Below are 14,825 nucleotides of genomic sequence, written 5' to 3'. Positions count from 1 at the left end.
CCCATGAACGCCCCAACTATTGCACATATTAGCTGCGCCGATTGTCCTATCCGCCACCGTGCTGTGTGCGCCCGATGCGAGTCGGACGAGCTGGAAGCGCTGGATACGATCAAGTATTACCGCAGCTATGAGGCGGGGCAGCCGATTATCTGGTCGGGCGATGTGATGAATTTCGTGGGCTCGGTGGTATCGGGTATTGCCACCCTGACACAGACCATGGAAGACGGGCGCACGCAGATGGTGGGCCTGTTGCTGCCCAGCGATTTTGTCGGCCGACCCGGTCGCGACGGGGCCGCCTATAACGTGGTGGCAACGACAGATCTGGTGATGTGCTGTTTTCGCAAGAAACCTTTCGAAGACATGATGGCACGCACCCCTCATATCGCTCATCGTCTGCTGGAAATGACCCTAGATGAACTGGACGCAGCCCGCGAATGGATGCTGGTTCTGGGGCGCAAGACGGCCCGCGAAAAGATCGCCAGCCTGCTGGCGATCATCGCCCGACGTGATGCCTCCTTGACGCCGGAAGGCGCCGTCAACAGCATGGTCTTTGATCTGCCGCTCACTCGCGAAGCCATGGCCGACTACCTTGGTCTGACGCTTGAAACTGTCAGTCGACAGGTTTCGGCGCTGAAGAAGGACGGGGTCATCGTGCTGGAAGGCAAACGCCGTGTTACGGTGCCCGACATGGGACGCCTGATGGAAGAAGCAGGCGACGACAGCGACGGCGGGTTCCTCGCCTGAATGGGTTCATCACTGCCGGAACCATCAATTCTGCATCTATGGGCTGGGCTCACAGGTCTTGTGCAGCCAGCGGGCAACCTGCTGGCTGACTGAAGCGGTGCTGCGCCCGGGCATGCTCCATAGGCGCAGGGCATTGGGCAGGGTCACCTGCGCAACAAATGGAGCAACCAGACGACCGCTTGCCAGATGCGGTGCCAGCAGGGCTGCATGGCCCATCAGCACACCGGCCCCATTCAGCGCCTCTTCCACAGCCAGCGCATATAGCGAATAGACCGGGCCGCGCGGGGCGATCTCCTGTCCGGGGGCTGCGGTTTCCAGCCAGCGTGACCAGTCATCCTCCCAGGTGGTGTCAAAAAGGCAGGGCACCGATGACAAATCCTGCGGGCTGGATAGGGCGCTGGCAAGGCTCGGCGCACAGACCGGAAAGACAGTGTCATCGGCAAGGGTATCGCCCTGGCTTGCGTCAAAAAACAGACAGAGATCATAGGGCGTGCGCTTCAGGTTCGGCGGCTGTTCCAGCGCGGTGATCGAGATTTCGATACCGGGCATTTCTGCCCGTAGCTGTGGCAGGCGGGGTGACAGCCAGAACTGGGCAATGGCCGGAAGGGTGGCGATATGGACCACCTTTGGGGCGGCGGCATCGCGCATGTCCTGAACGGCCTGTCCCATCTGATCAAAGGCCTGGGTGAAGCCGGGCAGCGCGCGCAGGCCTAGATTGGTGAGCGTGACCCCTTTGGGGCTGCGCTGAAACAATGGCGCGCCAAGCTCCGCCTCCAACGCTTTGACATGGGCCGAAATCGCACCGGGAGAGACCCCCAGTTCTTCGGCGGCAGCAGCAAATCCCTTGAGCCGGGCTGCCGCCTCAAACGCACGCAGCGCATTCAGCGGCAAAGACTTGGGGCGGGGCGGAGCAACGGCCATGGTATCGCAACCTTCGAAAGGCTTAATTTTTCTGGCTCTAGATTTTCAGAAAACTGATTTGCGGGCAAGGGCTGCGATGCGCATCAATTGGATAACCGGATCCACCGCAATCCCGCGCAAAGGAGAACAATGATGACCAGACTTGCCCGCCGCCCCTGGGTTCCCGCCGCCTGCGAGGCCCGTGTTCAGGATATCGCCAAGGCAACTTCTGGCATGGACAGCTCCGCCGCAGCCACCCGCATCGAGAGCCTGATAGAGGCCAATACCGAGATCCATGATCACCAGTGCTTCAACCTCAATCCGGCCACCAATGTGATGAACCCCGCCGCCGAGGCGGTGCTGGCGCGGGGACTGGGGAGCCGCCCGTCGCTGGGCTATCCCGGTGACAAATACGAAATGGGTCTTGAGGCGATCGAAGAGATCGAGGTCATGGCCGCCGAGCTGTCAGCCCAAGTCTTTGGCGCGAAATATGCCGAGATCCGTGTCGGATCCGGCGCGCTGGCCAATCTTTATGGCTTCATGGCGCTGACCAAGCCGGGAGACTGCATTATCGCGCCACCGGCGGCTGTCGGTGGCCATGTGACCCATCACGGCGATGGCTGCGCCGGACTGTATGGTCTGGTGACGCATCCGGCGCCGGTCAATGCGGATGGCTACACTGTCGATCTGGAGGCCCTGCGGGAGCTGGCGCAGCGCGAGCGCCCCAAACTGATCACCATTGGCGGCAGCCTCAACCTCTTTGCTCATCCGGTGGCCGAGATCCGCGCCATCGCCGATGAGATCGGGGCCAAGGTGTTGTTTGATGCAGCCCACCAATGCGGCATCATTGCCGGACAGGCCTGGGCCAACCCGCTGGACGAAGGTGCGCATATGATGACGATGAGCACCTATAAAAGCCTTGGTGGTCCGGCCGGAGGGTTGATCGTTACCAATGACGCTGAGATCGCCGAACGCCTGGATGAGATTGCCTTTCCGGGAATGACCGCGAATTTCGACGCGGCAAAATCTGCGGCTCTGGCCCTGTGCATGCTGGACTGGATTGATCACGGGAACGCTTATGCGCAGGCCATGATTGATCTGTCACAGGCCCTTGCGGTTGAGCTGGAGACCCTCGGGTTGCCGGTATTCAAACCCGGTGGTGAAAAAAACGGGCAAGCCACAACCTCGCATCAGTTCGCCATCGAGGCGGCGCGGTTTGGCGGCGGTCAGGCGGCGTCGAAAACGCTGCGCAGGGCAGGGTTTCTGGCCTGTGGCATTGGCCTGCCAATTGACCCTGTTGCGGGGGACATGAACGGGCTGCGCATTGGCACTCCGGAATTGGTACGCCGTGGCGTGACGGTGGCGGATGCGCCAGGGCTGGCCCGCCTGATTGCCCAGGGGCTGACCAGTAATGATCCTGCGATGATTGCCTCGCAAACCCGCGAAATGCGGGCGAGGTTCCAGGGTTTTCACTATATCCGTAGCTGATACGCCCCGATGGGATGCTGCTTTTTACGCTTGAACACAAGATTTCAGGCGGTGAAAGCTGCGCAAACTGGCTGGCAAAATGATGGGGCAGGGAGGTTCTGCGCGTGTTTCACGCGCAGAACCAGTTGTCTTTCACAGAACCCTGGCCTTGTGTTCAACAGGATTTCCCCCATCTCCCACCAGAGGTTGAGACTGCGACCATGGCCTGCTCAAAACACCGATCACGCTAGAGGCAAACAGCTACCAATTCGTTGTTGCAGTCTCTTTTTACGAAGTATTGCCGATGCGGAGAAGCCGGATCAGAAACAGCCCCCAGCCCCCAGCCCCACACCCAGGCCCTGCACTCGTGCCCTGCAAACCTAGTGTGCCATGAAGACGGGCACGGTGGCCTTCTCAAGCATATTGCGGGTGGCGCCGCCCAGGATGGCCTCGCGGAAACGCGAATGCCCATAGGCCCCCATCACGATCATCCCGGCATCGGTGTCAGTGGCATGGCGGATCAGAATATCGGAAACCCTCGGCATGGTCTTGCTGAGCACATCAATCTCACATTTCACCCCATGGCGTGACAACATCTGTGCAAGCATGCCGCCGGGATCAGAGCGCTCCGGGCCGTGCTGCGGCGGATCAATCACCACGATACGCACCAGATCAGCACCGGTGAGGAAAGGCATTGCCTTGCGGATCGACGTCATGGCCTCAATGCTTTCGTTCCAGGCGATCAGAACGGTCTTTGGCTGGCCAACGGGCTTGGCATTGTCGGGCACGATCAGCACTGGCGTGCGCCCCTCGAAGAGGGCGGATTCAACAACCGGTTCTGCCTCGACCCCCTTGCCGACACCATAAGGCTGGCCCAGTACAACCAAGTCGGAAAAACGGGCCAGTCGTGCGACATGGCGTCCCATGTCGGCAATCTGCGCAATGCCCGCGTCAGTTGCGAAGTGCACGCCGGACTTTTCGAGGTAGTCATCGGCGTAAGCTTTCAACGCGGCGGCGTCGTCCTTGGCGCGTGTCATGGTTTCTTGCAGCACCATGGCATTGGCTCCGGCATAATAATAACCGGTTTGCGTGCGATCCACCCCCAAGCAAAGCGCTTCGGCATGGCCGTCAAACGCTTGGGCCATGGCGGCTGCCTGTGACAAGGGTGTCTCGGCAGTCTCCTTGGAGGTCAGCACGGTGAGAATGGTCTTGTAGGTCATGTTTCACCTCATGGTGGCAAAATTCAGGGCTCCGGCAGGAGAATTTGTTGTTCTAGCGGGATCGCACAAGGTGTGTCACAGTTGAATGGCAATTGTCTTGATGCAGATCAATGCATTCGAAGCGCATGTTTTGCATCTAAAGCATGGACTAAACGGGTTCCACGTGGCGTTAAGAATCGCGGGGAACAAGGCAAAGGGACGCAAGATGTCTAATTATATCAAGCTGATAGCGCTTGGTCTGGTCACGCTTTTCGCGATGATCGGGACCAATTATGCGCGGGATCTGGCTTACCAGGTGCATGCGATTATCGTCATGCTCGTGGCTGGTGGCCTGTTCCTCTACACGCTTCGCCGCACGGGCGAGCCACAGCCGGCTGCTGGCAGCCTGCAAAATGAATATTTCGATAGCGTTGTACGCTACGGTGTGATCGCCACCGCCTTTTGGGGTGTTGTGGGCTTTCTCGTCGGGACGTTCATCGCTTTCCAGCTGGCATTTCCAGCGCTGAATTTTGAATGGGCTCAGGGGTTTGCCAATTTTGGCCGCTTGCGCCCATTGCATACCTCTGCCGTGATCTTTGCCTTTGGAGGCAACGCGTTGATCGCCACATCGTTCTACGTTGTACAGCGTACGTCGGCGGCGCGCCTTTGGGGCGGCAACCTGGCTTGGTTCGTGTTCTGGGGCTACCAGCTCTTTATCGTGCTGGCGGCAACCGGTTACCTGCTTGGCGGCACCCAGTCGAAAGAATACGCGGAGCCCGAATGGCATGTTGACCTGTGGTTGACCATCGTCTGGGTAGCCTATCTGGCGGTCTTCCTCGGCACCGTGATCAAGCGTAAAGAGCCGCATATCTATGTGGCCAACTGGTTCTATCTGGCCTTTATCGTGACCGTTGCGATGCTGCACCTGGTCAACAATGCGACGATCCCAGTGTCCATCTGGGGTTCCAAATCGGTCATCGTCTGGGCCGGAGTGCAGGACGCCATGGTGCAGTGGTGGTATGGCCACAACGCTGTGGGCTTCTTCTTGACGGCGGGTTTCTTGGGCATGATGTACTACTTTGTGCCAAAGCAGGCTGAACGCCCTGTCTTTAGCTACAAGCTGTCGATCATCCACTTCTGGGCACTGATCTTCCTCTATATCTGGGCTGGTCCGCACCATCTGCATTACACCGCGCTGCCGGATTGGGCTTCGACCCTTGGCATGGTGTTCTCGATCGTTTTGTGGATGCCCAGCTGGGGTGGCATGATCAACGGTCTGATGACGCTGTCTGGCGCCTGGGACAAGCTTCGCACCGATCCGGTGATCCGGATGATGGTGATCTCGATCGGCTTTTACGGCATGTCGACCTTTGAAGGCCCGATGATGTCGATCCGCGCGGTCAATTCACTGTCGCATTACACTGACTGGACCATTGGTCACGTGCACTCCGGTGCGCTTGGCTGGAACGGGATGATCACCTTTGGTGCGCTCTACTTCCTGGTTCCGGTGCTGTGGAAACGCGAACGTCTCTATAGCCTCAGCCTGGTCTCCTGGCACTTCTGGCTCGCCACCATCGGCATCATTCTTTATGCCGCCTCGATGTGGGTGACCGGGATCATGGAAGGCCTGATGTGGCGTGAAGTGGATGCCGATGGCTTCTTGGTGAACTCCTTTGCTGACACTGTCGCTGCGAAGTTCCCGATGTATGTGGTCCGTGGTCTGGGTGGGGTCATGTTCCTCTCTGGCGCGCTGATCATGTGCTACAACCTGTGGATGACTGTCCGTAAGGCCCCGGCGAAAGAGTCGAGCCTGACGGTATCGGTCCCGGCTGAATAAGGAGGGATGGCAAATGGCAATTCTCGACAAACATAAAATCCTCGAGACCAACGCAACCCTCCTTTTGGTCTGCAGCTTTCTGGTTGTGTCCATTGGGGGGCTGGTTCAGATCGCACCGCTGTTCTGGCTGGAAAACACCATCGAGAAGGTGGAGGGCATGCGCCCTTACACCCCTCTCGAGCTGACGGGGCGTGACATCTACATCCGTGAAGGGTGCTACACCTGTCACAGCCAGATGATCCGCCCGATGCGCGATGAGGTCGAACGCTACGGCCACTACTCGCTGGCGGCGGAATCGATGTATGACCGTCCGTTCCAGTGGGGCTCCAAGCGGACCGGGCCGGATCTGGCCCGTGTTGGTGGCCGCTATTCGGATGAATGGCACGTCGACCATCTGCGCAACCCGCAGTCGGTTGTTCCTGAATCCGTGATGCCCAAATATGGCTTCTTGGAAAACACCATGATCGACGGCAAATATATCGGTGATCTGATGTCGACCAATGCGATGCTTGGTGCGCCCTACAGCGAAGAAATGCTGGCGAGTGCCCAAGCTGACTTCAAAGCGCAAGGTGATCCGGATGCGGATTACGACGGTCTGCTGGAACGCTACGGTGAAAAAGTCAGTGTACGCAATTTTGATGGTCAGCCCGGTGTTTCCGAAGCCGACGCATTGATCGCCTATCTGCAGATGTTGGGCACGCTGGTTGATTTCTCGACCTTCACACCTGACGCAAGCCGCTAAGGGGGGCTGACGATGGAAATCTACACTCTCCTGCGGGAATTCGCAGACAGCTGGATGCTTTTGTTCCTGTTCTCCTTTTTTGTCCTCGTTGTTGTCTGGGCGTTTCGCCCGGGCAGCACCAAGGCCTATGAAGACACCGCAAGCATTCCCTTTCGCCACGTAGACGCCCCGGCCCGGGTAAGGGGCGAGGCGAAACCCGCCGCATCCAAGGAGGCGAGGACATGAGCAAACCCGTCAAAAAATTCGACGACGATCCAAACACCACCGGCCACAGCTGGGATGGGATCGAAGAGTTTGACAACCCGATGCCGCGCTGGTGGCTCTGGACTCTATACGCAACAATCGTCTGGGCGATTGGCTACACCATCCTGTACCCCGCCTGGCCGATGGTGAATTCTGCCACCTCGGGTGTGCTGGGCTGGTCAACCCGTGGGGACGTGGCCGCCGAAATCGCGGCGGTGGAAGAAACCAACGCACCGATGAATGCCAAGCTCGAAGTGGCTGAGCTGACATCGATTGCGGGCGATCCCGATCTGGGCTCTTACGCGGTGTCTTCCGGCTCTGCCGTGTTCAAAACGTGGTGTGCGCAGTGTCACGGATCCGGTGCGGCTGGGGCCAAGGGCTATCCCAACCTGCTGGACGATGACTGGCTTTGGGGTGGCTCCGTCGAGGACATCCACATGACCATCACCCACGGCATTCGCAACGAGGACAGCGACGATGCGCGCTATTCTGAAATGCCTGCCTTTGGTCGTGATGAGCTGTTGGAAAAAGAAGAGATTGACCAGGTTGTGAACTTTGTCATGTCTTTGTCCGGTGAAGCACAGGATCCGGCGCAGGTTGAAGCCGGTGCTGTGGTCTTTGAAGACAACTGTGCCTCCTGCCACATGGAAGACGGTACCGGTGATCGCAGCCAGGGTGCGCCAAATCTGGCGGATGCGATCTGGCTCTATGGCGGCGACTACGACAGTCTGATGCAGACCGTCAACAATTCGCGCTATGGTGTGATGCCAGCCTGGAACACCCGCCTCACCGAGGCGCAGATCCGTGCAGTTTCCGCCTATGTGCACCAGTTGGGTGGCGGCGAATAAGCCGGTCTTTACCCTCTCGTTTAAAATCGAAGGGCCGCTCCAATTGGAGCGGCCCTTTTTGCGTGTTACAGGCAAAAGCCTGACTTGGAGACTTTTTTCGCAACAAGAGAATTTCTTTGTGAAACTTGATCAGGGTCAAGGTTTTACCGCGCATTATTTGATCAACTGATCGCAACGATGGAGACATGCGGGCCAGTCGCACAGCCCTCCCATGGGGGTTAAAACTGGCACGCATTTCATTCCCAACTGACCGACGTGCAGGTCAACTGGGATCAAGCACCGGCTTTTCGATCTGTTCGCGCGTTTCCTGAAAAGCCGGTGCCTTTTCGTTCCCAGTTTTCTCTCCGGACGAAAGCTCCATCTGTCGCTCTCTAAAGGTTTTGTGGGTCGATGCAGCGCACCGGACGGCGTTGGAGGCCGAATACAGCCGCGCGCCTTTTGATCAGCAGGACTAGCTTGGCAAAGACTCCGGCCTCGCTGCTTTGATAGTGCGCGGGCGGCGGCAAATCGCGAAGGCGACCGGTTGTAGAGGGCAGATCCCGGACCCGAACACAGTCATGGCGCGTCGCGGTCAGCATGGAGCGGGCGTAGATATCGGTGAGCATCTCAATGTCTCCTTGGCTGGTTTTTCTGCCTTTGACACTGGTCTCAGTTGGCGCAAGATGCGACTCAGGAAAAATGTAGCAATGTAAGTCAGGATTACATATGGATTGGTTGACCCTGCCGCCCCTTGCTGCCTTGCGGGCCTTTGCGGCCTTTGCCGAACATGGAAATGTCAGCAAGGCGGGGGCCGCGCTCAATGTCAGCCATGCTGCCATCAGCCAGCAATTGCGCAGCCTTGAAGAGCAGCTTGGCGCGGTGCTGGTAGATCGCAGCGCGCGGGCTTTGTCGCTGACCTCCGATGGCCAGCATCTCGCGCAGGCGCTCCTGCTTGGCTTTGGAGCTATCCAGACGGCAGTGTCAGATATCGGCACACGTGGGGCTGTCCGTCCATTGCACATCAGCTGCACTCCGATGTTTGCCGCCAACTGGTTGATGCCGCGCCTGGCAGAGTTTCGCGCCAGGAACCCGGAAATCGATCTGGTGTTGGATCCCAGCGGTGAGCTGGTCCAGCTTAGCCCGGGTGGCATTGATATTGCACTGCGCTATGGCGATGGCAGCTGGCCGGGGCTTGAGGCAGAAATCCTGCTGGCCTCTCCCATGGTGGTGGTAGCGGCGCCGGATCTGTTGCAGGGGCAGCAGGTCTGTGCACCCGAAGATCTGTTGGATTTTCCCTGGCTCGAAGAATTGGGCACCACCGAGGCCGCCCATTGGCTGCGCTCACGTGGGGTGGCGGATGCCATACGCGGATCCAGGATCAAATTGCCGGGGAACCTGTTGATGCAGGCGGTGCGCGAAGGGCAGGGGGTGGCCGTTGGGGTGCGTGATTTCGTCAGCGAAGACATTGATACAGGCCGCCTGCTGGAGCTGTTTGTCGAAAATCAGGGGCGTGGCTATCACATCGTGACCCGCCCGGGGGTGCAGCGCACGCAGGCGCGTCAGTTCATTGCCTGGCTGCGACGGCAGAGAAATGCCGCTTGAGTAAAAGGCTCGCCTGCCTGCAGCGGCCGCCTGCAATTTGATCTCTCCGGCGTTTGCTGTTCACAGAATTTTCAGATCGGTTGCAGACATAAAGATGCTTGTCTGATGCGCTTTTTGATCCACGTCAAAGAGCGCGCACTTAACATTTGAAAGAAACCCTAGAAGAGAGACCTAAATTCAGTGGAGTGAGTCCGTGAGTGATTCCGATCCCGCCCCCAGCCTATACGCCGCCAGGGAACCAATTTTTCCAAGGCGCGTATCGGGTAAATTCCGTAACCTGAAATGGTACATTCTGGCGATAACTTTGGGGATTTACTATCTAACCCCGTGGATCCGCTGGGACCGGGGGCCATCGTTGCCGGATCAGGCGGTGCTGCTGGATCTGGCAAACCGTCGTTTCTATTTCTTCTGGATCGAAATCTGGCCGCATGAATTCTATTTCGTCGCAGGGTTGCTGATCATGGCCGGGCTTGGCCTATTCCTGTTTACTTCGGCGCTGGGGCGGGTCTGGTGTGGCTATGCCTGTCCGCAGACTGTCTGGACCGATCTGTTCATATTGGTGGAGCGCTGGATCGAGGGCGATCGCAACGCGCGCCTGCGTCTGCACCGGCAGAAAAAGATGGATTTCCGCAAGGCGCGCCTGCGCGTGACCAAATGGGCTGCCTGGATGCTCATCGGGCTGGCTACCGGTGGTGCTTGGGTGTTCTACTTTGCCGATGCGCCGACCCTGATGGTGGATCTGGTAACAGGTCAGGCGCATCCCGTTGCCTATACCACCATGCTGGTTCTGACCGCGACGACCTTCTTTTTCGGCGGTATCGCGCGTGAACAGATCTGTATCTACGCCTGCCCCTGGCCGCGTATTCAGGCCGCGATGATGGACGAAGACACTCTGGTGGTTGGCTATCGTGACTGGCGCGGTGAGCCTCGCGGTAAGATGCACAAAAACAAGGGCAAGGCAGAGATCGCCGAGGAACCAAAGGGCGATTGCATCGACTGTATGGCCTGCGTCAACGTCTGCCCGGTGGGGATTGATATCCGCGACGGTCAACAGTTGGAGTGCATCACCTGTGCGCTCTGCATTGATGCCTGCGATGACGTTATGGACAAGATCGGCAAACCGCGCGGCTTGATCGATTACATGGCGCTCTCGGATGAGGCGCATGAACGCTCAGGCCAGCCGCCCAAGAATATCTGGAAGCATATCCTGCGACCACGTACCGTCATGTATACTTCGATGTGGGGCTTTGTTGGTCTGGCGCTGGTCTTTGCGCTGTTCATCCGTTCTGAAATCGACCTGACCGTGGCACCGGTCCGTAACCCGACCTTTGTCACCTTGTCGGATGGCTCGATCCGCAACACCTATGATGTGCGCCTGCGCAACAAGCACGGCGAGGCACGGCCTTTCCAGCTGTCGCTCAAGGGTGATCCTGCGATGCGGGTGCAGCTCGAAGGTACGCCCTATGCCACTGTTGAGGTGCCGGCCGATACCGCCTATCTTCAAAGGGTCTATATCGTGACACCCAAGGGTGCTGCTGCATCTGATGCGGAATCGACACCGGTGCGCATCTGGGTCGAAGACCTCACCACCGGGGATCGCGCCTTCAAGGACACCACCTTTAACGGAAGAGGAAACTGAGCATGACCAAGCGGGAGCGCGAATTCACCGGCCGTCATGCCCTGATGGTTTTTGGTGGGGCCTTCACAGTGATCATCGGCGTCAATATTGCGCTGGCGGTCAACGCGGTGAAAACCTTCCCGGGGCTTGAGGTTAAAAACTCCTATGTGGCCAGTCAGGAGTTTGATGTGCGCCGCGACGCCCAGCAGGCGCTGGGCTGGTCGGTCTATGCCTCTGCAACGCAGGATCAGGTGAAGCTTGAAATCAGCGATGCGGATGGAAATCCGGTCGAAGTGGCCAAGCTGACCGCGACGCTGGGTCGAGCCACCCATGTCAAAGACGACCAGAAGCCTGATTTTCAGTTCGACGGTGCGGCCTATGTCGCCCCGGCAGAACTGGGCGACGGCAACTGGAACATCCGCATGGTGGCACGGGCCAAGAACGGCACGGAATTCACCCAGCGGGTGATCCTGCACGTGAAAGGCTGACCCAAGATGACTGCACAGATGCGCCCCGCGATGGCTGTATGCCCCGGCTGTGTCGCTGCCCCAACCGAGGCGGTAGAGACGGCTCCGACCGAGGCGCGTCTGGCACTCTCCCTGCCCTCCATCCACTGTCAGGCCTGTATCTCGGCGGTGGAACGCGGGCTCAATGCGTATCCGGGCATCCATTCGGCGCGGGTCAATCTGACGCTCAAGCGCGCCCTGATCGAAGCCGACCCGGAGGTGCGCGCCGATGATCTGATCCCGGTGCTGGCGGGGCTGGGCTTTGAAGCGCATGAGCTGGATCTGGCCACACTGGCCGCGACCCAAAGCGATCGCGCCGGGCGGGATCTTTTGATGCGGTTGGCGGTGGCTGGCTTTGCCTCGATGAATGTCATGCTTTTGTCGATCTCTGTCTGGTCCGGGGCGGCGGATGCGACCCGCGACATGTTCCACTGGATTTCGGCGGCGATTGCCTTTCCGGCTGTCATCTTTGCGGGCCAACCTTTTTTCAAAAACGCCTGGAGCGCGCTGCGTGTCGGGCGGCTGAACATGGATGTGCCAATTGTGCTGGCCCTGGTGCTGGCGCTGGTCACATCACTTTGGGAGACCTCCCTTTCGGGCGAGCACGCCTATTTCGATGCCGCCCTGACGCTGACCTTCTTTTTGCTGGCGGGGCGTTATCTCGACTATCGCACCCGCGCTGTAGCGCGCTCTGCTGCCGAAGAACTGGCCGCGCTGGAAGTGCCTCGTGCTATCCGTATGGAAGCCGGGGCAGAAGTCGAAGTCGCGGTGGCTGATCTGGCAATTGGCGATCTGATACTGGTACGCCCCGGCGGGAGGATGCCTGTGGATGGGGTGGTTGCCGAAGGTCAGTCGGAACTGGACCGCTCCCTGCTGACTGGCGAGACCCTGCCAGTTTTTGCCGCGCCGGGCGCGCAGGTTTCCGCAGGGGAGGTGAACCTGACAGGACCGTTGGTGATCCGGGCCGAGGCGGTGGGCGAGGATACATCGCTGCACCGCATGGCGGATCTGGTGGCGATCGCGGAATCGGGCCGCTCGCGCTATACTTCCTTGGCGGATAGTGCTGCAAAACTTTATGCGCCGGGTGTGCACATCCTTTCGGCGCTCGCCTTTGTCGGCTGGTATCTCTACACGTTCGATCTGCGCATGGCGCTGAATATCGCAGCGGCCGTGCTGATCATCACCTGCCCCTGTGCGCTGGGGCTGGCCGTGCCTGCTGTGACCACGGCCGCGTCAGGCCGGTTGTTCAAAAAAGGCATGCTGATCAAACATGCGACAGCGCTGGAGCGTCTGGCGGGGGTGGATACCGTGGTCTTTGACAAGACCGGCACCCTGACCGCAGGCACACCACAGCTGGAAAACTTTGATGATTTTGGCCGTGAAGATCTGGAGATTGCCCTGGCCCTGGCCGAGGGTTCAGCGCATCCGTTGTCGCGGGCGCTGACCTCTGCAGCCCGTGCCGCGGGCATCGCCCCAGCAATCGTGACCGATCTACAGGAACGTCCGGGTTATGGCACCGAAGGGCTCTATCAGGGGCGTGAGGTTCGCCTTGGTCGTGCGGGTTGGCTGGGCGCTGATCAGGGCAGCCAGACGGCGGCCTGGCTGGACACCGGCGCAGGCGGCCCTGCGCGCGGGTTCCGTTTCACCGATAGTCTGCGCCCCGGCGCCGCCGAGGCCGTGGCAGCACTGCATGCAGCCGGTAAAGAGGTGCTGCTGATTTCCGGTGACACCACCGGCGCGGTCGAGGATCTGGCGGCGCGGCTTGGCATCAGCAAATGGCTGGCCGAAGCTCTGCCCGAAGACAAGGCGGCGCGGGTGCAAATGCTCACGGATCAGGGCAAAAAGGTTCTGATGGTCGGGGACGGGCTGAACGACACGGCTGCCCTTGCGGCAGCACATGTTTCGATATCCCCAGCTTCGGCGCTGGATGCCGCGCGCGTGGCCTCTGATATCGTGCTGTTGGGACAGGATCTGGAACCCATCGCCGAGGCTTGCGTGGTGGCTCAAAAGGCCACCAAACGCATCCGTGAAAACTTCCGCATTGCAACGCTGTACAATGTGATCGCGGTGCCGCTGGCCATCGCCGGATTTGCGACACCTTTGATTGCGGCCTTGGCGATGTCCACATCATCGATTACCGTATCGCTCAACGCCCTGCGCTTGAAATAGGCCGCGATAATAGGCCCCTAAAACAAAGTACCCACCCGTCATGAGCGTCCTCGTCTATCTCATTCCGATTTCGCTGCTGCTTGGAGGCGGGGCGCTGGCGGCTTTTGTCTATACGGTTCGCTCAAACCAGTATGACGACCCTGAAGGGGACTCGCGCCGCATCCTGAGCGAAGAATGGGATGATCATCCAAAGCCTTGAGACCCCACATGTCCGGACAAGCAAAAAGGCCCCTTCGCAAAGGGGCCTTTTGTTTGCGGCCTGTAGACGAGGTAAATCGTGGCCACTGTAAAAGAGTGTCGCGAGGTGTCTTTGCCTCAGGAGGAGGGGCCAAGCGTGTCGCAGGTGACGTTGCGCGCGCGCAGGCGACGGCAAGCCAGCTCTGCGCCTTCGCGGGTCATGCCTAGGAAATTGGCGTCAAAGCCAAGACGCGATTCCGCGACCTTGCGCAGTGAGCCATCCAGCGATTCCATTTCAGACAGGGCGGTGCGCAGCAGGACCTTTTCGGCCTGATAGCGGCTGGTGTAGCGCCCGACATTGATGCCCCAATAGCGCCCGCCAGAGGTGGACAGGCGGGTGACCACGATGGGTTCGGGTGTGGTTGGGATTTCGGCGCGAGCCAATTGGCTGGGGCGCGCCAGCGGGCGCAGGCCCTTGAAGGGGACCACTGCGCGCTGTGTGACGCTGGCCAGGGTGACGGTGTTAGTGGTGTTAGTTGTCGCTGCCGTACTTGGCGTGTTGGCCTCGGCCAGAGCGGCGGGGAAGCGGGCTTGCAAAAAGGTCGGAGACAGAACAGGCGCGGGGGGACCGGCGGGGGGTTTTTGGGGGGTTTTAATGGGTTGGGAAAAACATGTGGGGACCCCCCGGGGGGCCGGGGCCCCCCCCCCCCCGGGAAGCGGGCTTCGAAAGGGGGGCCAACCCCCCCCGCCTGCAGCAGCCCGCCTATGCCTGCCCCCTGTGTCACCCTTCGAAT

Annotated in this window: 14 protein-coding genes and 1 pseudogene; 11 read left to right on the top strand and 4 right to left on the bottom strand. The window is 59.5% G+C overall.

All coding sequences use genetic code 11. The annotated features are described in order from the left end of the window. Positions 1-3 precede the first annotated feature (3 nt). Positions 4-744, top strand: coding sequence for a transcriptional regulator FnrL (gene fnrL, locus PH5382_RS10125; RefSeq protein ID WP_058334269.1), 741 nt, complete (start codon positions 4-6; stop codon positions 742-744). A gap of 36 nt (positions 745-780) precedes the next feature. Here fnrL and PH5382_RS10120 read toward each other — a convergent pair whose 3' ends face one another. Further along, positions 781-1,665 carry a LysR family transcriptional regulator gene (locus PH5382_RS10120; RefSeq protein WP_058334268.1) on the bottom strand — a complete coding sequence of 295 codons (885 nt, stop codon included), beginning with the start codon at positions 1,663-1,665 and terminating at the stop codon, positions 781-783. A 132-nt stretch (positions 1,666-1,797) separates the two neighbouring features. Between PH5382_RS10120 and glyA the strand changes: the two genes are divergently transcribed. Then, positions 1,798-3,132, top strand: coding sequence for a serine hydroxymethyltransferase (glyA, locus tag PH5382_RS10115; RefSeq protein WP_058334267.1), 1,335 nt, complete (start codon positions 1,798-1,800; stop codon positions 3,130-3,132). 359 nt (positions 3,133-3,491) lie between these two features. Here the strand turns inward: glyA and PH5382_RS10110 are convergent, their stop codons facing one another. Beyond that, positions 3,492-4,331, bottom strand: a complete 840-nt coding sequence (locus PH5382_RS10110; RefSeq protein ID WP_058334266.1) for a universal stress protein — start codon at positions 4,329-4,331, stop codon at positions 3,492-3,494. Between the two features lie 205 nt (positions 4,332-4,536). On the opposite strand from PH5382_RS10110, the gene ccoN reads away from it, so the two are divergent. Genes ccoN through ccoP form a run of 4 tightly spaced genes read left to right on the top strand, consistent with a single transcriptional unit; the run spans position 4,537 to position 7,980 of the window. Then, positions 4,537-6,147, top strand: coding sequence for a cytochrome-c oxidase, cbb3-type subunit I (gene ccoN, locus PH5382_RS10105; RefSeq protein ID WP_058334429.1), 1,611 nt, complete (start codon positions 4,537-4,539; stop codon positions 6,145-6,147). 13 nt (positions 6,148-6,160) lie between these two features. Further along, positions 6,161-6,889 carry a cytochrome-c oxidase, cbb3-type subunit II gene (gene ccoO, locus PH5382_RS10100; RefSeq protein WP_058334265.1) on the top strand — a complete coding sequence of 243 codons (729 nt, stop codon included), beginning with the start codon at positions 6,161-6,163 and terminating at the stop codon, positions 6,887-6,889. A 12-nt stretch (positions 6,890-6,901) separates the two neighbouring features. Next, positions 6,902-7,114 (top strand): CcoQ/FixQ family Cbb3-type cytochrome c oxidase assembly chaperone, encoded by a 213-nt coding sequence (locus PH5382_RS10095; protein ID WP_058334264.1) that lies wholly within the window; start codon positions 6,902-6,904, stop codon positions 7,112-7,114. Next, positions 7,111-7,980: a cytochrome-c oxidase, cbb3-type subunit III gene (ccoP, locus tag PH5382_RS10090; protein WP_058334263.1), complete on the top strand. Its 870-nt coding sequence runs from the start codon at positions 7,111-7,113 to the stop codon at positions 7,978-7,980. Before PH5382_RS10095 ends, ccoP begins: the two co-directional genes overlap by 4 nt. A 371-nt stretch (positions 7,981-8,351) precedes the next feature. Here the strand turns inward: ccoP and PH5382_RS10085 are convergent, their stop codons facing one another. Next, positions 8,352-8,585, bottom strand: coding sequence for a hypothetical protein (locus PH5382_RS10085; protein ID WP_058334262.1), 234 nt, complete (start codon positions 8,583-8,585; stop codon positions 8,352-8,354). 100 nt (positions 8,586-8,685) lie between these two features. Between PH5382_RS10085 and PH5382_RS10080 the strand changes: the two genes are divergently transcribed. The 5 genes from PH5382_RS10080 to ccoS all read left to right on the top strand — a co-directional run bounded on the left by PH5382_RS10080 (position 8,686) and on the right by ccoS (position 14,053). Next, on the top strand, positions 8,686-9,561 hold the full coding sequence (locus PH5382_RS10080; protein WP_058334261.1) for a LysR family transcriptional regulator: 876 nt from the start codon (positions 8,686-8,688) through the stop codon (positions 9,559-9,561). A gap of 193 nt (positions 9,562-9,754) precedes the next feature. After that, positions 9,755-11,200 carry a cytochrome c oxidase accessory protein CcoG gene (gene ccoG / locus PH5382_RS10075; protein ID WP_058334260.1) on the top strand — a complete coding sequence of 482 codons (1,446 nt, stop codon included), beginning with the start codon at positions 9,755-9,757 and terminating at the stop codon, positions 11,198-11,200. A gap of 2 nt (positions 11,201-11,202) precedes the next feature. Continuing rightward, positions 11,203-11,667, top strand: coding sequence for a FixH family protein (locus PH5382_RS10070; protein ID WP_058334259.1), 465 nt, complete (start codon positions 11,203-11,205; stop codon positions 11,665-11,667). 6 nt (positions 11,668-11,673) lie between these two features. Continuing rightward, on the top strand, positions 11,674-13,854 hold the full coding sequence (locus PH5382_RS10065) for a heavy metal translocating P-type ATPase (protein ID WP_058334258.1): 2,181 nt from the start codon (positions 11,674-11,676) through the stop codon (positions 13,852-13,854). Between the two features lie 40 nt (positions 13,855-13,894). Further along, positions 13,895-14,053: a cbb3-type cytochrome oxidase assembly protein CcoS gene (ccoS, locus tag PH5382_RS10060; protein WP_058334257.1), complete on the top strand. Its 159-nt coding sequence runs from the start codon at positions 13,895-13,897 to the stop codon at positions 14,051-14,053. Positions 14,054-14,169: 116 nt separating this feature from the next. On the opposite strand, the pseudogene PH5382_RS10055 reads toward ccoS, so the two are convergent. Beyond that, a pseudogene (locus PH5382_RS10055) lies at positions 14,170-14,445 on the bottom strand (D-alanyl-D-alanine carboxypeptidase); the annotation flags it as partial. Positions 14,446-14,825 lie beyond the last annotated feature (380 nt).

The organism is Phaeobacter sp. CECT 5382, from assembly GCF_001457775.1.
GTDB lineage: Bacteria > Pseudomonadota > Alphaproteobacteria > Rhodobacterales > Rhodobacteraceae > Pseudophaeobacter.
The sequence above is the reverse complement of the archived record's forward strand: the minus strand, read 5'-3'. Positions and strand labels throughout refer to the sequence as shown.

Coding starts and splice junctions, on each gene's coding strand:
- PH5382_RS10080 (WP_058334261.1), top strand. CDS start 8,686: ATGGATTGGTTGACCCTGCCGCCCCTTGCTGCCTTGCGGGCCTTTGCG.
- ccoN (WP_058334429.1), top strand. CDS start 4,537: ATGTCTAATTATATCAAGCTGATAGCGCTTGGTCTGGTCACGCTTTTC.
- ccoO (WP_058334265.1), top strand. CDS start 6,161: ATGGCAATTCTCGACAAACATAAAATCCTCGAGACCAACGCAACCCTC.
- ccoP (WP_058334263.1), top strand. CDS start 7,111: ATGAGCAAACCCGTCAAAAAATTCGACGACGATCCAAACACCACCGGC.
- fnrL (WP_058334269.1), top strand. CDS start 4: ATGAACGCCCCAACTATTGCACATATTAGCTGCGCCGATTGTCCTATC.
- ccoS (WP_058334257.1), top strand. CDS start 13,895: ATGAGCGTCCTCGTCTATCTCATTCCGATTTCGCTGCTGCTTGGAGGC.
- PH5382_RS10070 (WP_058334259.1), top strand. CDS start 11,203: ATGACCAAGCGGGAGCGCGAATTCACCGGCCGTCATGCCCTGATGGTT.
- PH5382_RS10110 (WP_058334266.1), bottom strand. CDS start 4,331: ATGACCTACAAGACCATTCTCACCGTGCTGACCTCCAAGGAGACTGCC.
- PH5382_RS10095 (WP_058334264.1), top strand. CDS start 6,902: ATGGAAATCTACACTCTCCTGCGGGAATTCGCAGACAGCTGGATGCTT.
- PH5382_RS10120 (WP_058334268.1), bottom strand. CDS start 1,665: ATGGCCGTTGCTCCGCCCCGCCCCAAGTCTTTGCCGCTGAATGCGCTG.
- PH5382_RS10085 (WP_058334262.1), bottom strand. CDS start 8,585: ATGCTCACCGATATCTACGCCCGCTCCATGCTGACCGCGACGCGCCAT.
- glyA (WP_058334267.1), top strand. CDS start 1,798: ATGACCAGACTTGCCCGCCGCCCCTGGGTTCCCGCCGCCTGCGAGGCC.
- PH5382_RS10065 (WP_058334258.1), top strand. CDS start 11,674: ATGACTGCACAGATGCGCCCCGCGATGGCTGTATGCCCCGGCTGTGTC.